We start from the raw sequence: 16160 nt of genomic DNA, 5'->3' as shown, positions 1-16160 counted from the left end.
GCGCGCTCTCGAGCCTCACTTCCCGCGGGGTCCTCTCGCCGGGGCCTCGTTGGGGTCGTTCGCCGGGGCCTCGCGCTTGTAGACGTCCTCGTTGATGTCGTGGTTGCGGACGGGGTCCTTGTCCTGCTGTTCCTCCCACTCCTCGCCCCGCTCCACCCGGGCCTCCCAGGACGTGTCCTGTGACGGACCGGGATTCTCCGCGGCACCGCTGCGCCGGTTGATGTCCTGGGCCACCCGCGCCGCCGCCCGGTCCATGTTGTCCGAGACCGCGCCCGCGTTGCGTGGTTGGAAGTTCTCCCCCCGGTTCCAGCCCGCGTACTGGTCGTCGCCGATGTCCGTCGGGTCCTTGGGCTCCTTGTCCGTGGGTTCCTTCGTCCTGCCAATGGGAATCTTGGGGGGCTGGTCGGCCATGGGTGCCTCCGTCGGTTGAACGCCTGGACCTGCTCGACTCAAGTTCCGCACGGGGACGCACCGGACAACCGCTCCGCCCCGCTGGGGCTCGGCTGTCCGGTCGTCCGAGAGGGGACTACTTGCCGGCGCCGCCGCTCCCGCCGACCCCCTGCTCGGCGTCGGGCCGGGCCACCTCGGCGACGAGTGTGTCCACCACGGGGGCGAAGTCGGCGGTGGGGGCCGCGATGCTACACGCCGCGCCTCCGTGCACCAGGCCCACCACCTGGAGGTCTCGGTCCACCACGGGCGCACCCGAGTCACCCTTCTCCCCATGCAGGCTGGTGAAGAGCGCCTGGGGTACGCCCGGCAGGGAAGGGCAGCGCCCGAGTCGCTCCAGCTCCACCTCCTGCGGCTCGTTGGGGCGGTCGTTGCGGCCAAAGAAGAGGAGCCCCGCGCCAGGCAGGGGCAGGGCGGTGGCGATGGGCAGCGCGCGCACCGGGGCCTTCTCGTCGAAGCGGATGACGGCGAGGTCCCGCACGGGGTCCACCACCTTCACCGTCCCGTTCATCAGGTGCCCGTTGCGCAGCACCACGGGCTGGGGCGCCCCGGGGGCAACGTCGAGGCAGTGCGCGGCCGTGAGCGCGTGGTGCCCGTCCGCGACGATGACGCCCGCGCAGTGCCCGGGAAAGAGCGTCACCGTGGCGTCCTTCAAGAGGCCAAAGCCCGAGGGCGTGTCCTCCTCCTGCTGCTTCTTCGAGCCGCTACAGGCCGACAGCGCCACCAGGGCCAGGACACCGGCCAGTCTCACGGGCTTCATCGAGCGCATCACCGTCCTCCCGCGGCGCAGTCGGTGCCCCGCTTGGGGGAGACGATGTGCATTCCCGGACGTCGGGCTTCGCGCAGGTCCGCTCAGCAGGCTAGGGTGCGCGCCCCCCTGCCCCCGGGAGCCCAGCCATGCTCGTCTTCGTCAAGCTCCTCCTCGTGCTCGCCGTCCTGGGAATGGCGGTGATGCTGCTGGTCCTCAACCTGTGGCGCGCGCTCCTCGTGCTCGCCCCTGGCGGCGTTCGCGTCCGGCCCGTCTCCCCGGCCGACCGGATGGAGCTGCCCCTGGAGCTTGGTCTCCTGGCGGGCGAGCTTCGGAGGCTCGGCTTCCTCCCCCTCGGCAGCCACGAGGAGAAGCCCCGGCTGCGACGGAAAGGTTTCCGCTCCTACGACTTCGCCCACCCCGGCGAGAAGGCCTTCGCCACCCTTCATTTCTCGCCGGACGGCAAGCCCCGGCTCTACCTGCTCACCCCGCTCGCCCCCGAGGGGTTCGTCCTCACCGCCGGCTACAAGCGCCCGACTTTCGAGGTGGCTGGCCGTTATCGCTCGGGAGGGCTCGAGGCCACTTCCGCCGAGCACCTGCTGCGCTCCCACCGCGAGCGCCTCCAAGGGCTGGAGCCCACGGGGGATTTCTCCTGGGATGCCCGGATAAGGGCCGGGCAGGCATGGTACCAGGGCCTCGGTCAACGGGAGATCCGACGACAGAACGTCCAAGGATTGTTGTGGACGGTCGTGGCCGTCGCCATCGTCGCCAGTCTCTTCCTGGGAGGCGGGCGCCCGGCCTGATGAACCTTGGGCGTGCACTGCGCGCCTTCCAGGAGTAGGAAGAGCGAATCTTTTCAGCCTGTCTGGAGCCCGTCCCGCGATGAAGAGCGTGTCCAAGACCGAGGAAATCTACTTTGTGTCCGGCAAGCGTACCCCCTTCGGTACCTATGGTGGAGCGCTGAAGGACTTGAGCGCCACCGAGCTGGCGGTGGAATCGGCGCGGGCCGCGCTGGCGCAGGCCAAGGTGTCCCCCGAGTCCGTCCAGCACGTCATCTACGGCAACGTGGTCCAGACGAGCGCGGACGCCATCTACCTGCCGCGTCACGTGGGCCTGCGCACCGGGGTGCCGGTGCCCGTGCCGGCGCTGGGCGTCAACCGGCTGTGTGGCTCGGGCTTCCAGGCCTTCATCACCGCCGCGGAGCTGATGCTCACCGATCAGGCCGACTGCGTGCTGGCTGGTGGCACCGAGTCCATGAGCCAGGCGCCCCATGTCATCCGGGGTGCCCGCTTCGGCATTCCGCTGGGCAAGGGCGGCATGGAGGACATGCTCTGGAGCGCCCTGACGGACAGCTACACCGGCAACCCCATGGCCATGACGGCCGAGCAGCTCGCGGTGGACTACTCGCTCTCCCAGGACGCGGTGGACGAGTACGCCGTCCTCACGCAGAAGCGCTTCGCCGCCGCCCAGGAGTCCGGCCGCTTCGAGCAGGAGATCTCCCCCGTCACCCTCAAGACGAAGAAGGGGGAGACGCAATTCGCCCGGGACGAGCACAACCGGCCGGACACCACGGTGGAGGGCCTCAAGAAGCTGCCCAAGGTCTTCAAGAAGGACGGCGTGGTGCACGCGGGCGCGGCCAGCGGCATCTGCGACGGCGCGGGCTCCATGGTCATGGTCACCCGCTCCTTCGCGCAGAAGCACGGCCTCACCCCCCTGGCCCGGCTGGTCAACTGGGGCATCTCCGGGTGCGACCCGAAGGTCATGGGCATCGGCCCGGCGCCGGCCATCCGCCAGCTGCTCGAGCGCGCCCAATGCAAGCTGGGGGACGTGGACCTCTTCGAGGTGAACGAGGCCTTCGCCCCGCAGTACCTCGCGGTGGAGAAGGAGCTGGGGCTGCCGCGCGAGCGCACCAACGTCAATGGCGGCGCCATCGCCGTGGGCCACCCGCTGGGCGCCTCGGGCGCGCGCATCACCATGACGCTCGCCTATGAGCTCAAGCGCCGGGGGGCCCGCTACGGCATCGGCTCGGCCTGCATCGGTGGTGGCCAGGGCATCGCGCTGCTGATCGAGGCGCTCTGAACCTCCGGGTCTCCAGACGAATTCAACGGACCATGACGATGAGCAACGAGTTGGATGCGAAGGCGGCCCGGGAGCGGGCCAAGGCGATCGCCGAGCAGCGGCGTGCCGAGCGCCGCAACCGCAAGCGCAAGTGCGTGGTGTGTGGCGTGGAGGAGAGCGACAAGGCGCCGCTGGGTGCCCATCCGGACGGCATCGGGCCCTCGTGCAAGGACGAGGTGTCCTGCCAGGCACGCCGCGCGGCGGCCTCCCGCTGAGCGACTCCGGGGCGACCGGGCCCCACGTCACCGGTCCCCCGCCCTCCCTGCCGGGTAGGGTGGACTGTCACCTGGACGGCATGGAAAAGGCCGGGATTTCGGGCCGTTTCCTTGATGGACGTCAAGACTCGCGGTAAACGTGCGGAATCTCTGGTTCACACGAGGGTCGGAATGGGCGTCATCAACTTCACGGGAGTCAAGGTGTTCTCCACCACGCTCGCGCGTGACCGCGAGAACATGGGTGAGAACATCACCAAGTGGCTCAAGGAGAACACGAACGTCGACGTGGTGGACAAGGTCGTCACGCAGTCCTCCGACAAGGAGTTCCACTGCCTGACCATCACCCTGTTCTACCGCCATAAGTCCTGAGTCGGACTTCCTCGCGGTGACCACGGGCCCAGGGCGCTCTCCCCAATGACGGGGATGGGCGCCCTCGCCATTCAGGGCGCCCGGAAGTGGACGGATTCGGTTGCGAAGCGGGCGCGGTTCCCCCACCTTTGGGCGACTCTCGGGTGTCCCGAGTGGAGGATTTGATGCGACCGATGCAGAGGTTAGGGGGCGGCGGGTTCGGCTTCCCCGGCGTGCAGTCCATGGCGGCCAAGTTGGCGCTTGGGCTCGTGGTGGGCTCGGTCCTGTCCCTGCTGGCTGGCAGCGCGGGCGATCTGCTGCTGCTGTTTCCCAGCGGCGTCGTCTCCCGGCTGTGGCTGTGGCAGCCCTTCACCTACCCCTTCATCGAGCGCAGCCCGCTCGGCATCATCTTCGGCGCGATGATCCTCTACTCCATCGGCGGCAGCCTGGAGGGGAGCTGGGGCCCGCGTCGGCTGTTGTGGGTCATCTGGGGCGGCGCGGTGCTCGCCGGCATCCTCACCACGCTCCTGTCCCTGGTGGTGCCCCTGGCGGGGGCCTACACCGGCGGGTGGGTGATGGGCACCATCGCCTGGGTGGTCCACGGTCTGTACATCGGCCGCGGGCAGACGAACTTCTGGGGCATCCCCGTCACCGGCAATGTCATGGCCCTCATTGGCGCGGGTTTCGTCGTGCTCAATGGCCTCACGGGCGGCTGGGCCAGCCAGATTCCCGAGCTGTTCGCGCTCGGCATCGCCTTCGTCTACATGCGCGGCGGCAGCCCCCGGCACCTGTGGCTGCGCGTGCAGCACTGGCGCCTCCAGCGTCAGCTGCGCGGGCGCTCGCGGCACCTGCGCGTCATCTCCGAGGAGCGGCCGGAGTCCGACAAGTTCCTGAACTAGTCGGCAAGTGCCTCACCCCCGCCACAGGGTGAGAGCGGTCAGCGCGACGAAACCGAGGAGCGCCGCGATGAGTACCCACGGAGGCCCGCCCACGAAGCGCGTGGGTGGAGGCCCCGAGCGCGCGAGCTGGCGCCTCACCCGCCAGGTCAACACCATCCCCAGCATGAAGCACAGGGCGTAGGACGCCGCCGCGCACCCGAGCAACAGCCCGGGCAGTGCCGGATCCTCGCCAAGCGCCAGCCCCAGTGCGCCGCCGAAGACCGCCGTCACCACCGCGGCGCCCTTCGCGGCGCTCACGGCTACCTCGCTCCAGGGAAAGTCTCGCGCCATGTGGGCTCCGTGGCCCCCAGCATACCCTTCGAGAAGAAGCGACAAACGGCGACGGGCCCCGAGGCGCCAGATGCGGCGTCTCGGGGCCCGTCTTCACTCCGTCCTACGACCTACGCCACCGCCTCAGCCGATGAGGCCGTTGATGGCGTCCAGCACGCCCAGCAGGTTCTCGAGCGTGCCGGAGAGGGTGTCGAGGAACCCGAGCGGATCGAGCAGCCCGGCCACCGCGCACAGCAGATTGCCCAGCAGGTTGCCCGAGCCGGAGACCGCCGCGAGGTCCAGGTTGATGGGCGCCAGGTCGAGCACCAGCCCTAGCAGGTCCAGGTGGATGGCCCCGACGTCGAGGGTGAGGATGTCGCAGACGGCCTGCGTCGAGACCCCCGCGGCGGTGCCCTCATTGAGCGTGGCGGGGATTCCCGTCACGGACTGCTCGAAGTTCTCGAGGACCTGACCGGAGGCCGTCGTCACCGTGCCGTGGAGGAACCCATCCACGGTCAGACCCTTCGTCGCGTCGTAGGCAAAGCGGGTGACGGAGAACTTCCCCTTGAACGTCCCGCCATCGGCGAGAGTTCCTTCGATCCGGAGGTTCTTGAGGAAGTGCTTCTCGTTCGCGGCTTCCGCCGAGAACGGGAGGACAGCGAGAACGAGGAGGACACACACCTTCCACAGCGACGCCCACACGGTGCGATTCACGATGTTTCTCCTCCTGCTGTAGTTGGGATAACGGCTGTCAGCCCAGCAGGGCAGCTAGGTTGAGGACCGGGAGACGGAGTCACAACACGCCCCTCGGGACGAGTGCACTGTCAATTCAAGGTCTCTCAGGGAGTTCGTGAAAATCCAGTTGGACTGGGTGCTCTCTTCCAACCAGGCGTTCACTCGAACGGTGGATGTCCCCAGGCCCACGGGCTAAGTCCTCGCCCCAGAGGAGGGAAAGCCCATGACGGAGATGAGCTATCGGACGGCGCTGGTGACGGGAGCCTCCAGCGGCCTGGGACGTGGTCTGGCGCTGTGGTTGGGCAAGCGCGGTGTGAAGGTGTACGCCGCCGCGCGGCGCCGCGCCCACCTGGAGTCGCTCGCGCAGGAGGCACGGGCCTTCGGCGCCCACATCGAGCCCGTGGAGTTGGATGTGTCGCACGCCGACGCCACGGTCGAGCGCGTGCGCGAGCTGGACACGGCCTGCGAGGGGTTGGATCTGGTGGTGGCCAACGCGGGCGTGGGCAAGCAGACCAACGCCCTTCAGTTCGAGTGGGCGGACGCGAAGCAGGTCATGGATGTGAACGTCACGGGCGCCGTGGCCACGCTGTCCGCGGTGCTGCCGCGCATGGTGGAGCGCAACCGCGGGCACCTGGTGGGCGTCTCCAGTCTGGCGAGCTGCCGGGGGCTGCCGCAGAACGCCGCCTACTCGGCCTCCAAGGCCTTCCTCAACACCTTCCTGGAGAGCCTGCGGGTGGATCTGCACGGCACCGGGGTGCGCATCACCTGCATCAAGCCCGGCTTCGTGAAGACCGAGATGACGGCCAACATCCGGCACCTCATGCCCTTCCTCCTGGAGGCGGATCCCGCCGTGGAGCTGATGGGACGGGCCATCCTGCGCGGAGAGGCCGAGTACGGCTTCCCCTGGCAGATGGACAAGGTCGTCGGGCTGTCGAAGTGGGTGCCCAACTTCCTCTTCGACGCCGTCGCGAGCAAGGTGCTCTGAGGTGGAGGCCCGCCCCCGCCCGGGCCTTCTCGTGCTCGCGTACCTGGCCTTCGTCAGCCTCGGGCTGCCGGACGCGGTGCTGGGCCTGGCGTGGCCTTCCATCCGCGAGGCGTTCGGCCTGCCCCAGGCCGCGCTGGGCGCCGTACTGGCCACGGCCGCCACCGCGTACTTCTTCTCGGGCCTGCTCGCGGGACGGTTCATCCTCGCCGCTGGGATTGGCACCCTCCTGGCCGCCAGCACGGGGCTCGTCACCCTCGGCATCGCCGGCTATGCGTCGGCCCCGGCCTTCGCGTTCTTCCTGACCGCCGCCTGCTTCATCGGGTTCGGCTCGGGCGCGGTCGACTCCGGGCTCAATACCCATGCCGCCCGTCACTTCGGGGCGCGCCACATGACGTGGCTGCATGCCGCCTACAGCGCTGGGGCCGCGCTCGGGCCCGTGCTCATGACGGCGCTCCTCACGCGGGGCGCGGGGTGGCGGGCTGGCTACGTCGCCATCGCCGGGGTGCTCGGCCTTCTCGCGCTGGCCTTCACCGTGAGGCGCGGGCAGTGGGACAGCGGGCCGGCGCCTCGAGCGGGTGACGCGGAGGCCGGGAAGCCTCGCGTCACCGCGTGGGCCACGCTCCGCCGCCCCCGTGTCTGGCTTCAGATCGCCATCTTCTTCTTCTACTGCGGTGTCGAGGTCACCGCGGGCCAGTGGAGCTACACCGTGCTCACCGAGTCGCGCGGCGTGGGCTCCACGGCGGCCGGGACGTGGGTCAGCCTGTACTGGGCGAGCCTCCTGGCCGGGCGCGTGCTGCTCGGCTTCATCGTCGAGCGGGTGGGCTCCGTCCGCCTGCTGCGGCTGAGCACCGTGGCCGCCGTCGCGGGGGCGCTCCTCTTCGCCCTTCCAGGGGCGCCGGCCGCCCTCGGGCTGGCGGTGCTCGGGTTCGCGCTCGCGCCCATCTTCCCGGGCCTCATGTCCGAGACGCCCCGGCGCGTGGGGGTGGACGCCTCCACGCACGCGGTGGGCTTCCAGGTGAGCGCGGCGACCCTGGGCGTCGCCGTCATCCCGAGTGTCGCCGGCCTCCTCGGCGGGTGGCTGGGCCTCACGGCCATCGCCCCCCTCGTCGTCCTCTGCGCGGTGGTGCTGGCCGTGTTCCACGAAGTGCTCGTCGCGGCGGCCGACCGCCCCACTTGAGCGCGAGCTCGTGGAGGGCACCCGCTGAGCAGGCAGGCTCGGTGGGGCTGTTTGGTGTTTTGTTGGTTTGAACACAAAACTCCGAGCCCCCATGCTCGACAGTCACATCCACCCGCTGCCCTCCGAGCCTGTCTCCCTCTCCCCCACGCTGGAGCACCTGCGGGCGCTGTACCCGAGTTCCCTCGAGGGGGAGGAGCGGTTGCGCGAGCTGGAGGCGCTGCTGTCCTCGGCCCCGGCCCGGGCGCCGCTCGCCGAGCGCATGGAGTGGTTGGAGGAGCTGGCCCGCTGGCTCCAGTCGCCCGGAGCCCCACCGTCGCGGCGCGGGCGTCTGGCACCGGTGGAGTCGGCGGGCTCGGCGCGTCTGCGGCTGCTGGTGGAGGTGCTCGGCGAGCTGCCCGCGTGGTGCGAGTCCCTGCGGGGAGTCGTCGCGTCGGTGCTCGCCGAGACGTCCGCGTTGGGCCTGCTCACCGAGCCGGGCCTGTCCGCGGGGCGAGGTCTGCTGGGAGAGGCCCTGACGCGGCTGGGCCGGAGGCTGGTGCCGCCCGCGCCGGACGAGCGGGGGCTGGCGCCGCTGGTGTGGCGCCTGTTCCCGGGAGGGGAGGGGAGGGCCTGGCTGGAGGCGGTGTCCGAGGAGCACGTGGCCGCTCTCTGTGCCCTGCTGCGGGCGCCCACCTTCGCCCCGTTGCACACGGCGGTGGAGGACGCGGTGTCGGTGCTCGCCGTGCGCGCGAGCGCCCTCGGACTGGCGAGTGATGTGCTGGCGCGGCTGCCCCCGGCGCCCCTCGAGCAGTCGCCCTTCGTCCGCCTGCCGCGCGTGTGCGAGGCGCTGCGGGAGAAAGTGGGGGAGCGCGAGCGCGAGGCCTGTGCGGAGACGCTCGCGGGTTGCCGTGCCGCCGCCCAGGTGGTGCTGAGCCACCTGCATGCGCACGCGGTGGACACCGACCTCGTCTACCGGCTCGAGCAGCTCGGCCACACGCTGGACCGGCTGGAAGCGTTGCTGGGGCTGCTCGCCCCGGACGGCACTCGTCCCACGTCGTGCGCCGCCACCCGGTTGCTCTCCTCGCTGGTGCGAGCGTACGCGGAGGAGCGGAGCCTGGGCGGGCTGTTCCGCGGCGGCGTGCGCTGCATCTGGCGACGCATCTTCGAGCACACCGGCGAGGTGGGCCGCCACTACATCACCACCAGTGAGGACGAGTACCACCGACTGGTGACCGCGGCGGCGGGCGGTGGGCTGCTCACCACGTGCACCGCTGCGCTCAAGCTCGCCATCACCTTCGCGGCGCTACCGCTCTTCTTCGAGGGACTGGCGTCCGCCACCAACTACGCCCTCAGCTTCATGCTCATCCAGTTGCTCGGGTTCACCCTCGCCACCAAGCAGCCCTCGATGACGGGCGCGGCCCTGGCGGCCTCGCTGGACGTGAAGGCCCGGGACAAGGAGCTGAGCGGCCTGGTGGAGCGGCTGGCCTGCATCACCCGCTCGCAGCTCGCCGCGGTCTTCGGCAACCTCGGCGCGGTGGTGGCCACGGTCACCGGGGTGGGCCTCGTCCTCCAGGCGCTCCGAGGCGCGCCCCTGCTGGAGACGCACGAGGCGGAGTACGTGGTGCGCTCGCTCCACCCGTTCCGGAGTGGGACGATCCTCTTCGCCGCCCTGACGGGGGTGCTGCTGTGGTGCTCGAGCGTGGGTGGGGGCTGGCTGGAGAACTGGGTGAACTACCGGCGCCTGCCGGAGGCGCTCGCACGGCACCGGGGCCTCATCGCCCTGCTGGGCGAGGCGCGGGCGAGACGGTTGGGCGAGGCCCTCGCGCGCAACGCGTGCGGACTGGGCGCCAATGTCAGCCTGGGCCTGCTGCTGGGCATGACGCCCGCGCTGGGGCGCTTCTTCGGCCTGCCGGTGGACGTGCGCCACGTCACCCTCAGTGCCGGCACGCTCACCTTCGCGGGCACGGCGCTGGGGCCCGAGCGGCTGATGGAGCCGGACTTCCTCTGGGCGGTGCTGGGCATCGCCGTGGTGGGCGTCATCAACCTGGGGGTGAGCTTCTCGCTGGGGCTGTCCTCGGCGGTGCGAGCGCGGGGCCTGGCTCCGGTGGGCTTCCTGAGTCTGGTCCTCGCGGTCTTCACCGGCGGCCTGCGCTCCCTCTCCGAGTTCGTGCTTCCTCCTCGCACCCTGCTGCCGGCCCAGCGCCCCGCCTCGCCCTATGCCGTGCGGTCCGCGGCCCGTCCCTGCTCCTCTCTCCGAGGGGGACAGGAGAACGGGTGAGGTGGGCCGCCTGCTCAGCACCTGATTCATCGGAACCACATGTAGGGTGGTAATATCGGAAAATTGTGACTTGACTGTAGTTCTGAAATAATGGGAAACCAAGGGAGTGTTCGACGCACCTGTCGAACCCGGAGAGGAACTCCCGCCATGAGCACTCGTCGCCTTGTGTCCGTTCTCCCCTTCATGCTCCTCGGCACCGCCTGCGGGGTCGACGCGAACGTCGACGCTCAAGCCGACCTGGGGACGGAGCTCAGCAGCCTGTCCGTTGTCGCCGAGGGCCGGGGTCTCCAGCAGGTCAAGGCGCAGCGCCCCGAGTTCCTCCAGGGCGTGGGTGAGGTGTCCACCAAGCGCACGCTGGTCGACGGGCGTGGCCAGTCGCACGAGCGCATCTCGCAGTCCTTCCGGGGCGTCCCCGTCTTCGGCGCCGAGGCCATCATCCACCTGGACCGCAACGGCGCCGTCGCCTCCATCACCGACAAGCTCGCCCGCGACCTGAAGGTCGACACCTCGCCGAAGCTCCGCTCCGAGGAGGCCACGCAGCACGCCGTGGCCCGCGCGGGCGGCTGGGATGCCGTAATGAGCATCCCGAAGGCGGACCTCTACATCCTCCCCGACAGCATTGGCTCTGGCGCCCGCCTCACCTGGCGCGTGCAGTTCGAGGCCCTCACGGCCAAGGGCGAGCCCTCGATGCCGAACCTCTTCATCGACGCGGAGACGGGCGCGGTCGCGATGGAGTTCGACAACCTGAAGACGACCCGCAGCCGCAAGACCTACAACGCCGGCAACCGCACGACGCTCCCCGGCACGTTGGTGCGCTCCGAGGGCCAGGCTCCCTCGGGCGACGCGGTGGTGGACCAGGCCCACGACAACGCGGGCATCACGTACGACTACTACTTCAGCCAGCACGGCCGCGACAGCTACAACGGCGCTGGCGCCACCATCACCTCGACCGTCCACTACGACCGCAGCTACGTGAACGCGTACTGGAACGGGACGCAGATGGTCTACGGCGACGGCAACGGCGTGGACTCCGGCCCGCTGACGGTGCTCGACGTGGTCGGCCATGAGCTCACCCACGCCGTCACCGACACCTCCTCGGACCTCGTCTACTCGGGCGAGTCGGGCGCCCTCAACGAGGCCATGTCCGACGTCTTCGGCGCCTCCATCGAGGCCTTCCGGGACGGCGCGGTCAGCGGCAACACCTGGAAGATCGGCGAGGAGTGCTGGACCCCGGCCACCGCGGGTGACGCGCTCCGCTACATGAACGACCCGGCCCTCGCCGGCGACTACGACTACTACCCGACGCGCTACACGGGCACCTCCGACAACGGCGGCGTGCACTGGAACTCGGGTATCGCCAACCTGGCCTTCCAGCTGGCGGTGTCCGGCGGCAGCCACCCGCGCGGCAAGACGAGCACCGTGGTGCCCGCGCTGGACGTGAACCCCGTCGCGAGCATCCAGAAGGGTGCGGCCATCTTCTACCGCGCCAACACGGTGTACCTCACGCCGGGCAGCACCTTCTCCGATGCGCGCGGCGCCACGGCGCAGGCGGCCACCGACCTGTACGGCGCGACCGCCGCCGCCGCCATCAACGCGGCCTGGACCGCGGTGGGCGTGGGCGCTCCCCCGACCTTCACCGTCATCTCCACCGTGAACAACCTGTCGGGCGCTCGCAACAGCAACACGAACTACAGCTACGTCACGCCGGCCGGCGCGACGGCGATGAAGTTCGAGATGTCCGGCGGCTCGGGTGATGCCGACCTGTACGTGCGGTACGGCAGCGCGCCCACCACCACCACCTATGACTGCCGCTCGGCGGGCGCGACCTCCACGGAGAGCTGCACCATCAACGGCGCGAAGCAGGGCACCTACTACGTCCTCATCAAGGGCTACTCGGCCTACTCCGGCGTCACCTACAAGGTGAGCTCCGGGCAGTAATCCCGAGCAGCACCGAGTCCCTCGGCCGGCGCGGCTGCCACTCCTGGCGGTCGCGCCGGTTGTCTTTTGGGGCGGGCCGCTTCAGCTCAGTTGGGGGGCTCGGCCTCTCCGTACTGCTTGAGCTTGCGGTAGAGCGTCGCGACGCCGATGTCGAGCTGCTCGGCCGTGCGCGCCCGGTTGCCCCCGTTCTGGGCCAGCACCGCCAGGATGTACTCGCGCTCCATCGACTCCAGCGTCCGCGGCGTCTCCCCTGGGACCAGATTCGGCGGCGCCGCCCGCACCTCCTCCGGCAGGTCCTCCTTCTCCACCCGCGCGTTCTCGCACAGCGCCACCGCCCGCTCGAGGGCGTTGGCCAGCTCGCGCACGTTGCCCGGCCACGCGTAGCGCAGGAGCTGGTCCGCCGCCTCCGGGGAGAAGCCCGTCACCCGGCGGCCCAGTCGCTCCGTCGTCTCCGCCAGCAGCATCCTCGCCAGCGGCAGGATGTCGTCCCGCCGCTCGCGCAGGGGCGGAATCCGCAGCTCGATGACGCGCAGGCGGTAGTAGAGGTCCTGCCGGAAGCGGCCCGCCACCACCTCCGCCGCCAGGTTGCGGTTGGTGGCCGCCACCACCCGCACGTCCACCTTGCGGCTCTGGTTCTCTCCCACGCGCCGCACCTCCCGCTCCTGGAGCACGCGCAAGAGCTTCGCCTGCATGGACGCCGGCACCTCGCCCACCTCGTCCAGGAAGAGCGTGCCCCCGTGCGCCGCCTCGAAGAGGCCCGGCCTGTCGTGCGTGGCCCCCGTGAAGGAGCCCTTCGTGTGGCCGAACAGCTCGCTCTCCAGCAGGCTCTCCGTCACCGCCGCGCAGTTCACCGCCACGAAGGCCTTGTGCGCCCGCCCCGACTCGTCATGGATGAGCCGGGCGATGCGCTCCTTGCCCACGCCGCTCTCGCCGGTGACGAGCACCGTGGAGTCCACCTTCGCCGCCCGCCGCGCCAGGTTCAGCACCTGCTGCATGGACTCGGTGCGCGCCACCATGCCCGCCGGATCCTCCGACACGCCCGACACCCGCGCCAGCGTCTGGCGCTTCACCCGCAGCTTGCGCTCGGCCTGCTTCAGCGCCTCCGTCACCTGCGCCAGCGCCCCCTCCATGCACTGCGTTTCGTAGAAGCGCAGCGACTCGCGGCACTCGGGGCTCCACTCCTCCTCCGGCTTGCCGATGGCCTGGCACACCGGGTCCCCCTTGCCCACGCAGCGCGTCTCGATGCAGTACACGGACTTGCCGTGGCAGTAGCTCATGTACCCGCTGGCGAAGCCCGTCAGTGCCCAACACACCGGCTCCTCCGCCTTGCCCAGGTGCAGCAGGTGCTGCTCCGCCTCGTACGAGTCGTGCCAGAGCGCCTCCGCGAAGGGCTCCGGTCCATCCTCGGGGCCGCGCTCCACCCGCTCCATCACCACCTGCCCCTGGAGGGTGTGCAGCCGCCCACCCGCCCGCCTCCACTGCGACTCGTCCTCCCAGGGGAAGGCGCCCTTCATCGTCTCCGCCGTGCGCCAGCCGTGCGCGAAGCCCAGCCGGGTCAGCATGCCCCGGGCCGCCGTCATCCCCACCGTCCCGATGAGTTCCTTGCGCAGCAGCCCCAGCACCACCGGGTCCACCAGTAGCACCCGCTGGCCCGCGAAGTGGATGAGCCCTCCCTTGGGCTCGAACGACAGCAACTCCCTCAGGTCCAGCTCCAGTCTCGGCGCCACGGCTCCTCCCTCTCAGGATGAGGGTCTTCTCTATCGTTTTGAGAGCCGCGGCGCGACCCGAAGTGAGTCAGGTGAGGAGTTACAAGGGGTTGGAAAGTTGACTTCGCTGGCCCGTGGGTTGCTATGGCCTCTCCCCGAGGTCCACTGCTTGGAGAGAAACCACATGAAGCTGTCCCTGAAGCCCGCCGTTGCCGCCCTGGTGCTCGCCGCCCCGATGGTCGCCTTTGGCGCCGAGTATGAGATCGACCCGGCCCACACGAGCGCGCAGTTCGCCGTGAAGCACATGATGGTGTCGACCGTGCGCGGCGCCTTCCAGAAGGTGGCCGGTAAGGTCAACATCGACGAGACCGACATCACCAAGTCGACCGTGGAGGCGACGATCGACGTGGCCAGCGTCAACACCCGCGTGGAGCAGCGCGACAACCACCTGCGCAGCCCGGACTTCTTCGACGTGGCGAAGTACCCCACCATCACCTTCAAGTCGACGAAGGTGGAGAAGGGCGCCGGCGAGGGCATGAAGGTGACGGGCGACCTCACCATCCACGGCGTGACCAAGCCGGTGGTGCTGGAGATGGAGGGCCTGACCCCGGACGTGAAGGATCCCTGGGGCGGCACCACGCGTGGCGGCTCGGCGACCACGAAGATCAGCCGCAAGGACTTCGGCATGACCTGGAACAAGGCGATTGAGAGCGGCGGCGTGCTGGTGGGCGATGATGTGGCCATCACCCTCGACTTCGAGATGAAGAAGAAGCAGGCGGCGGCCCCGGCGGCGGCTCCGGCGAAGACCGCCCCGGCGGCCCCGGCCAAGAAGTAGTCGCCTGAACAGGACAAGGCGATTGCCCCGAGGGGCCTCGGAGACGAGGCCCCTCTTTCATTCGCGGGCCTGGGCGGGGGAGGCACCGCCGACGCGTGGGCGTCGGCGGTGGGGCGGCGGCTCAGCCCTCGGCGACGGCCTGCACGCTCGCGCGGTAGATGAAGATGCGCGAGGTGTTGGTGCGCGTGTCCGCGGGGATGACGAAGAAGCCCTGACCAGTGCCCTTGTAGTCGTGGGAGAAGCCGGCCACCTGGCGACCGTCGTTGAAGGTGACGCGGACCTTCTGCCCCTCTGGCTGCGGCGGACGGCTGCCGGTGGCGAGCATGAAGAAGATGGCCTTCACGCGCGTGACCGGGATGCGCTCGGGGGCGAAGCCGGTCTGCTGCTCGAGCGGGATGGCCGCGTCGAGCAGGTCCACGTCGCGGATGGCACCGCGCTTCACCTGGCCCTCCACCGTGTGGATGATGACGCGGTGCTCACCCTCGATGAAGGCGTTGACGGGGGCGATGGGCACGGAGGGCGCGGACTGCGTCACCGCCGCCGACACGGCCGGCACCGCGACGAACGAGGCCCGAGGCGGAGGCGGCCCGGGCACGAGGACCGGGGTGGCCGACGCAGTCATCGGAGCCCTCGGGGCCGTCACGGGCGGCGGAGGCGGCATGGCGATGGCCGCGGGCGTGGGCGGAGGAGGGGGCATCGAAGCCGCCCTGGGAGGCGGAGGCGGTGCGATGGCCACCGGCACCGCCATGGGAGGCGGCTCCACGACGTCCTCGGAGAGGTCGATCTCCGGCATCTCGGGCTCGGCCTCCATGACCTGAAGCTCGGGCTCGACCTCGACCTCCATGACCGGGAACTCGGGCTCGGGAGCGGCCACCGGCTCGGCGCCGGCCAAGTCCTCGACCGGCGTGGCATATGCGTCGTCGCTCTGGCCCCAGGCGGGGGCGGGCGCGTTCCAGGCCGTCTCCGCGGGCGCGCTGGCCCACTCGCCCTGCTGAGCGGTTTCCACCTCGAGAGGCTGCGCGTCCGTAGCGGGCGCGGACTCCGACGTCGTCCACTCGGGCTGCACTTCCTCGACGGGGGCACTCCACTCAGGCTGAGCCTCGGCGGGCGCGTTCCAGTCCTGCGAGGCGCCACCAGGGGCCCACTCAGGCTGCAGCTCGACGGGGGCCGACGGCTCGGCGGCGGTCATCCACGGCTGCTGCTCGGCGGGCGCGGCCCACTCGGTCTGACCCTCGGCGGGAGTGGCCCACTCGGTCTGGGCCTCGGCGACAGGCTGCTCCTCGTCGGCGACCCACTCGGGCTGGGCCTCGGCGACGGGCTGCTCCTCGGCGGCGGCCCACTCAGTCTGGCCCTCGGCGGGAGTGGCCCACTCGGGCTGGGCCTCGGCGGCGGGCTGCTCCTCGGAGGCAACCCACTCGGGCTGGGCCTCGGCGGCGGGCTGCT

At 70.4% G+C, this 16160-nt stretch carries 16 protein-coding genes; 10 read left to right on the top strand and 6 right to left on the bottom strand.

Annotated elements, in window-relative coordinates:
• Positions 1–15: 15 nt before the first annotated feature.
• Positions 16–411 carry a hypothetical protein gene (locus tag VF794_RS14525; RefSeq protein ID WP_331110775.1) on the bottom strand — a complete coding sequence of 132 codons (396 nt, stop codon included), beginning with the start codon at positions 409–411 and terminating at the stop codon, positions 16–18.
• Between the two features lie 115 nt (positions 412–526).
• Positions 527–1207: a serine protease gene (locus tag VF794_RS14520; protein ID WP_331110773.1), complete on the bottom strand. Its 681-nt coding sequence runs from the start codon at positions 1205–1207 to the stop codon at positions 527–529.
• 137 nt (positions 1208–1344) lie between these two features.
• Between VF794_RS14520 and VF794_RS14515 the strand changes: the two genes are divergently transcribed.
• The 5 genes from VF794_RS14515 (at position 1345) to VF794_RS14495 (ending at position 4775) form a co-directional block, all read left to right on the top strand.
• The gene (locus VF794_RS14515; RefSeq protein ID WP_331110771.1) at positions 1345–1998 is read left to right on the top strand and encodes a hypothetical protein; all 654 of its coding nucleotides are present in this window, start codon (positions 1345–1347) and stop codon (positions 1996–1998) included.
• Between the two features lie 79 nt (positions 1999–2077).
• The gene (locus VF794_RS14510) at positions 2078–3274 is read left to right on the top strand and encodes an acetyl-CoA C-acetyltransferase (protein WP_331110769.1); all 1197 of its coding nucleotides are present in this window, start codon (positions 2078–2080) and stop codon (positions 3272–3274) included.
• A gap of 38 nt (positions 3275–3312) precedes the next feature.
• Positions 3313–3528, top strand: coding sequence for a hypothetical protein (locus VF794_RS14505; RefSeq protein ID WP_331110777.1), 216 nt, complete (start codon positions 3313–3315; stop codon positions 3526–3528).
• Between the two features lie 171 nt (positions 3529–3699).
• Positions 3700–3897: a hypothetical protein gene (locus VF794_RS14500; protein WP_331110767.1), complete on the top strand. Its 198-nt coding sequence runs from the start codon at positions 3700–3702 to the stop codon at positions 3895–3897.
• A gap of 164 nt (positions 3898–4061) precedes the next feature.
• Complete coding sequence (locus VF794_RS14495) at positions 4062–4775, top strand: rhomboid family intramembrane serine protease (RefSeq protein WP_331110765.1); 714 nt, start codon at positions 4062–4064, stop codon at positions 4773–4775.
• A 12-nt stretch (positions 4776–4787) separates the two neighbouring features.
• Here VF794_RS14495 and VF794_RS14490 read toward each other — a convergent pair whose 3' ends face one another.
• Both VF794_RS14490 and VF794_RS14485 read right to left on the bottom strand, forming a co-directional pair.
• Positions 4788–5072 (bottom strand): hypothetical protein, encoded by a 285-nt coding sequence (locus tag VF794_RS14490; RefSeq protein WP_331110763.1) that lies wholly within the window; start codon positions 5070–5072, stop codon positions 4788–4790.
• 156 nt (positions 5073–5228) lie between these two features.
• Positions 5229–5798: a hypothetical protein gene (locus tag VF794_RS14485; RefSeq protein ID WP_331110761.1), complete on the bottom strand. Its 570-nt coding sequence runs from the start codon at positions 5796–5798 to the stop codon at positions 5229–5231.
• A 244-nt stretch (positions 5799–6042) separates the two neighbouring features.
• Here VF794_RS14485 and VF794_RS14480 point away from each other — a divergent pair, with 244 nt between their 5' ends.
• From VF794_RS14480 to VF794_RS14465, 4 genes are all read left to right on the top strand, one after another.
• The gene (locus tag VF794_RS14480; RefSeq protein WP_331110759.1) at positions 6043–6804 is read left to right on the top strand and encodes an SDR family NAD(P)-dependent oxidoreductase; all 762 of its coding nucleotides are present in this window, start codon (positions 6043–6045) and stop codon (positions 6802–6804) included.
• Between the two features lies 1 nt (position 6805).
• A complete protein-coding gene (locus tag VF794_RS14475; protein ID WP_331110757.1) occupies positions 6806–7981 on the top strand; it encodes an MFS transporter in 1176 nt (391 codons plus the stop codon).
• 91 nt (positions 7982–8072) lie between these two features.
• The gene (locus VF794_RS14470; RefSeq protein WP_331110755.1) at positions 8073–10238 is read left to right on the top strand and encodes a gliding motility protein; all 2166 of its coding nucleotides are present in this window, start codon (positions 8073–8075) and stop codon (positions 10236–10238) included.
• Positions 10239–10385: 147 nt separating this feature from the next.
• Complete coding sequence (locus tag VF794_RS14465) at positions 10386–12176, top strand: M4 family metallopeptidase (RefSeq protein WP_331110753.1); 1791 nt, start codon at positions 10386–10388, stop codon at positions 12174–12176.
• An 86-nt stretch (positions 12177–12262) separates the two neighbouring features.
• Here the strand turns inward: VF794_RS14465 and VF794_RS14460 are convergent, their stop codons facing one another.
• On the bottom strand, positions 12263–13903 hold the full coding sequence (locus VF794_RS14460) for a sigma-54-dependent Fis family transcriptional regulator (RefSeq protein ID WP_331110750.1): 1641 nt from the start codon (positions 13901–13903) through the stop codon (positions 12263–12265).
• A 163-nt stretch (positions 13904–14066) separates the two neighbouring features.
• Between VF794_RS14460 and VF794_RS14455 the strand changes: the two genes are divergently transcribed.
• The gene (locus tag VF794_RS14455; RefSeq protein WP_331110749.1) at positions 14067–14717 is read left to right on the top strand and encodes a YceI family protein; all 651 of its coding nucleotides are present in this window, start codon (positions 14067–14069) and stop codon (positions 14715–14717) included.
• 121 nt (positions 14718–14838) lie between these two features.
• Here the strand turns inward: VF794_RS14455 and VF794_RS14450 are convergent.
• The coding region (locus VF794_RS14450) for a DUF6982 domain-containing protein (RefSeq protein ID WP_414640908.1) at positions 14839–16160 on the bottom strand (1322 nt) is incomplete at its 5' end.

This window comes from Archangium sp. (assembly GCF_036389735.1).
Lineage (GTDB): Bacteria > Myxococcota > Myxococcia > Myxococcales > Myxococcaceae > Archangium.
Note: the sequence above shows the minus strand (reverse complement) of the source record. Positions and strands in the feature narration are given on the sequence as shown.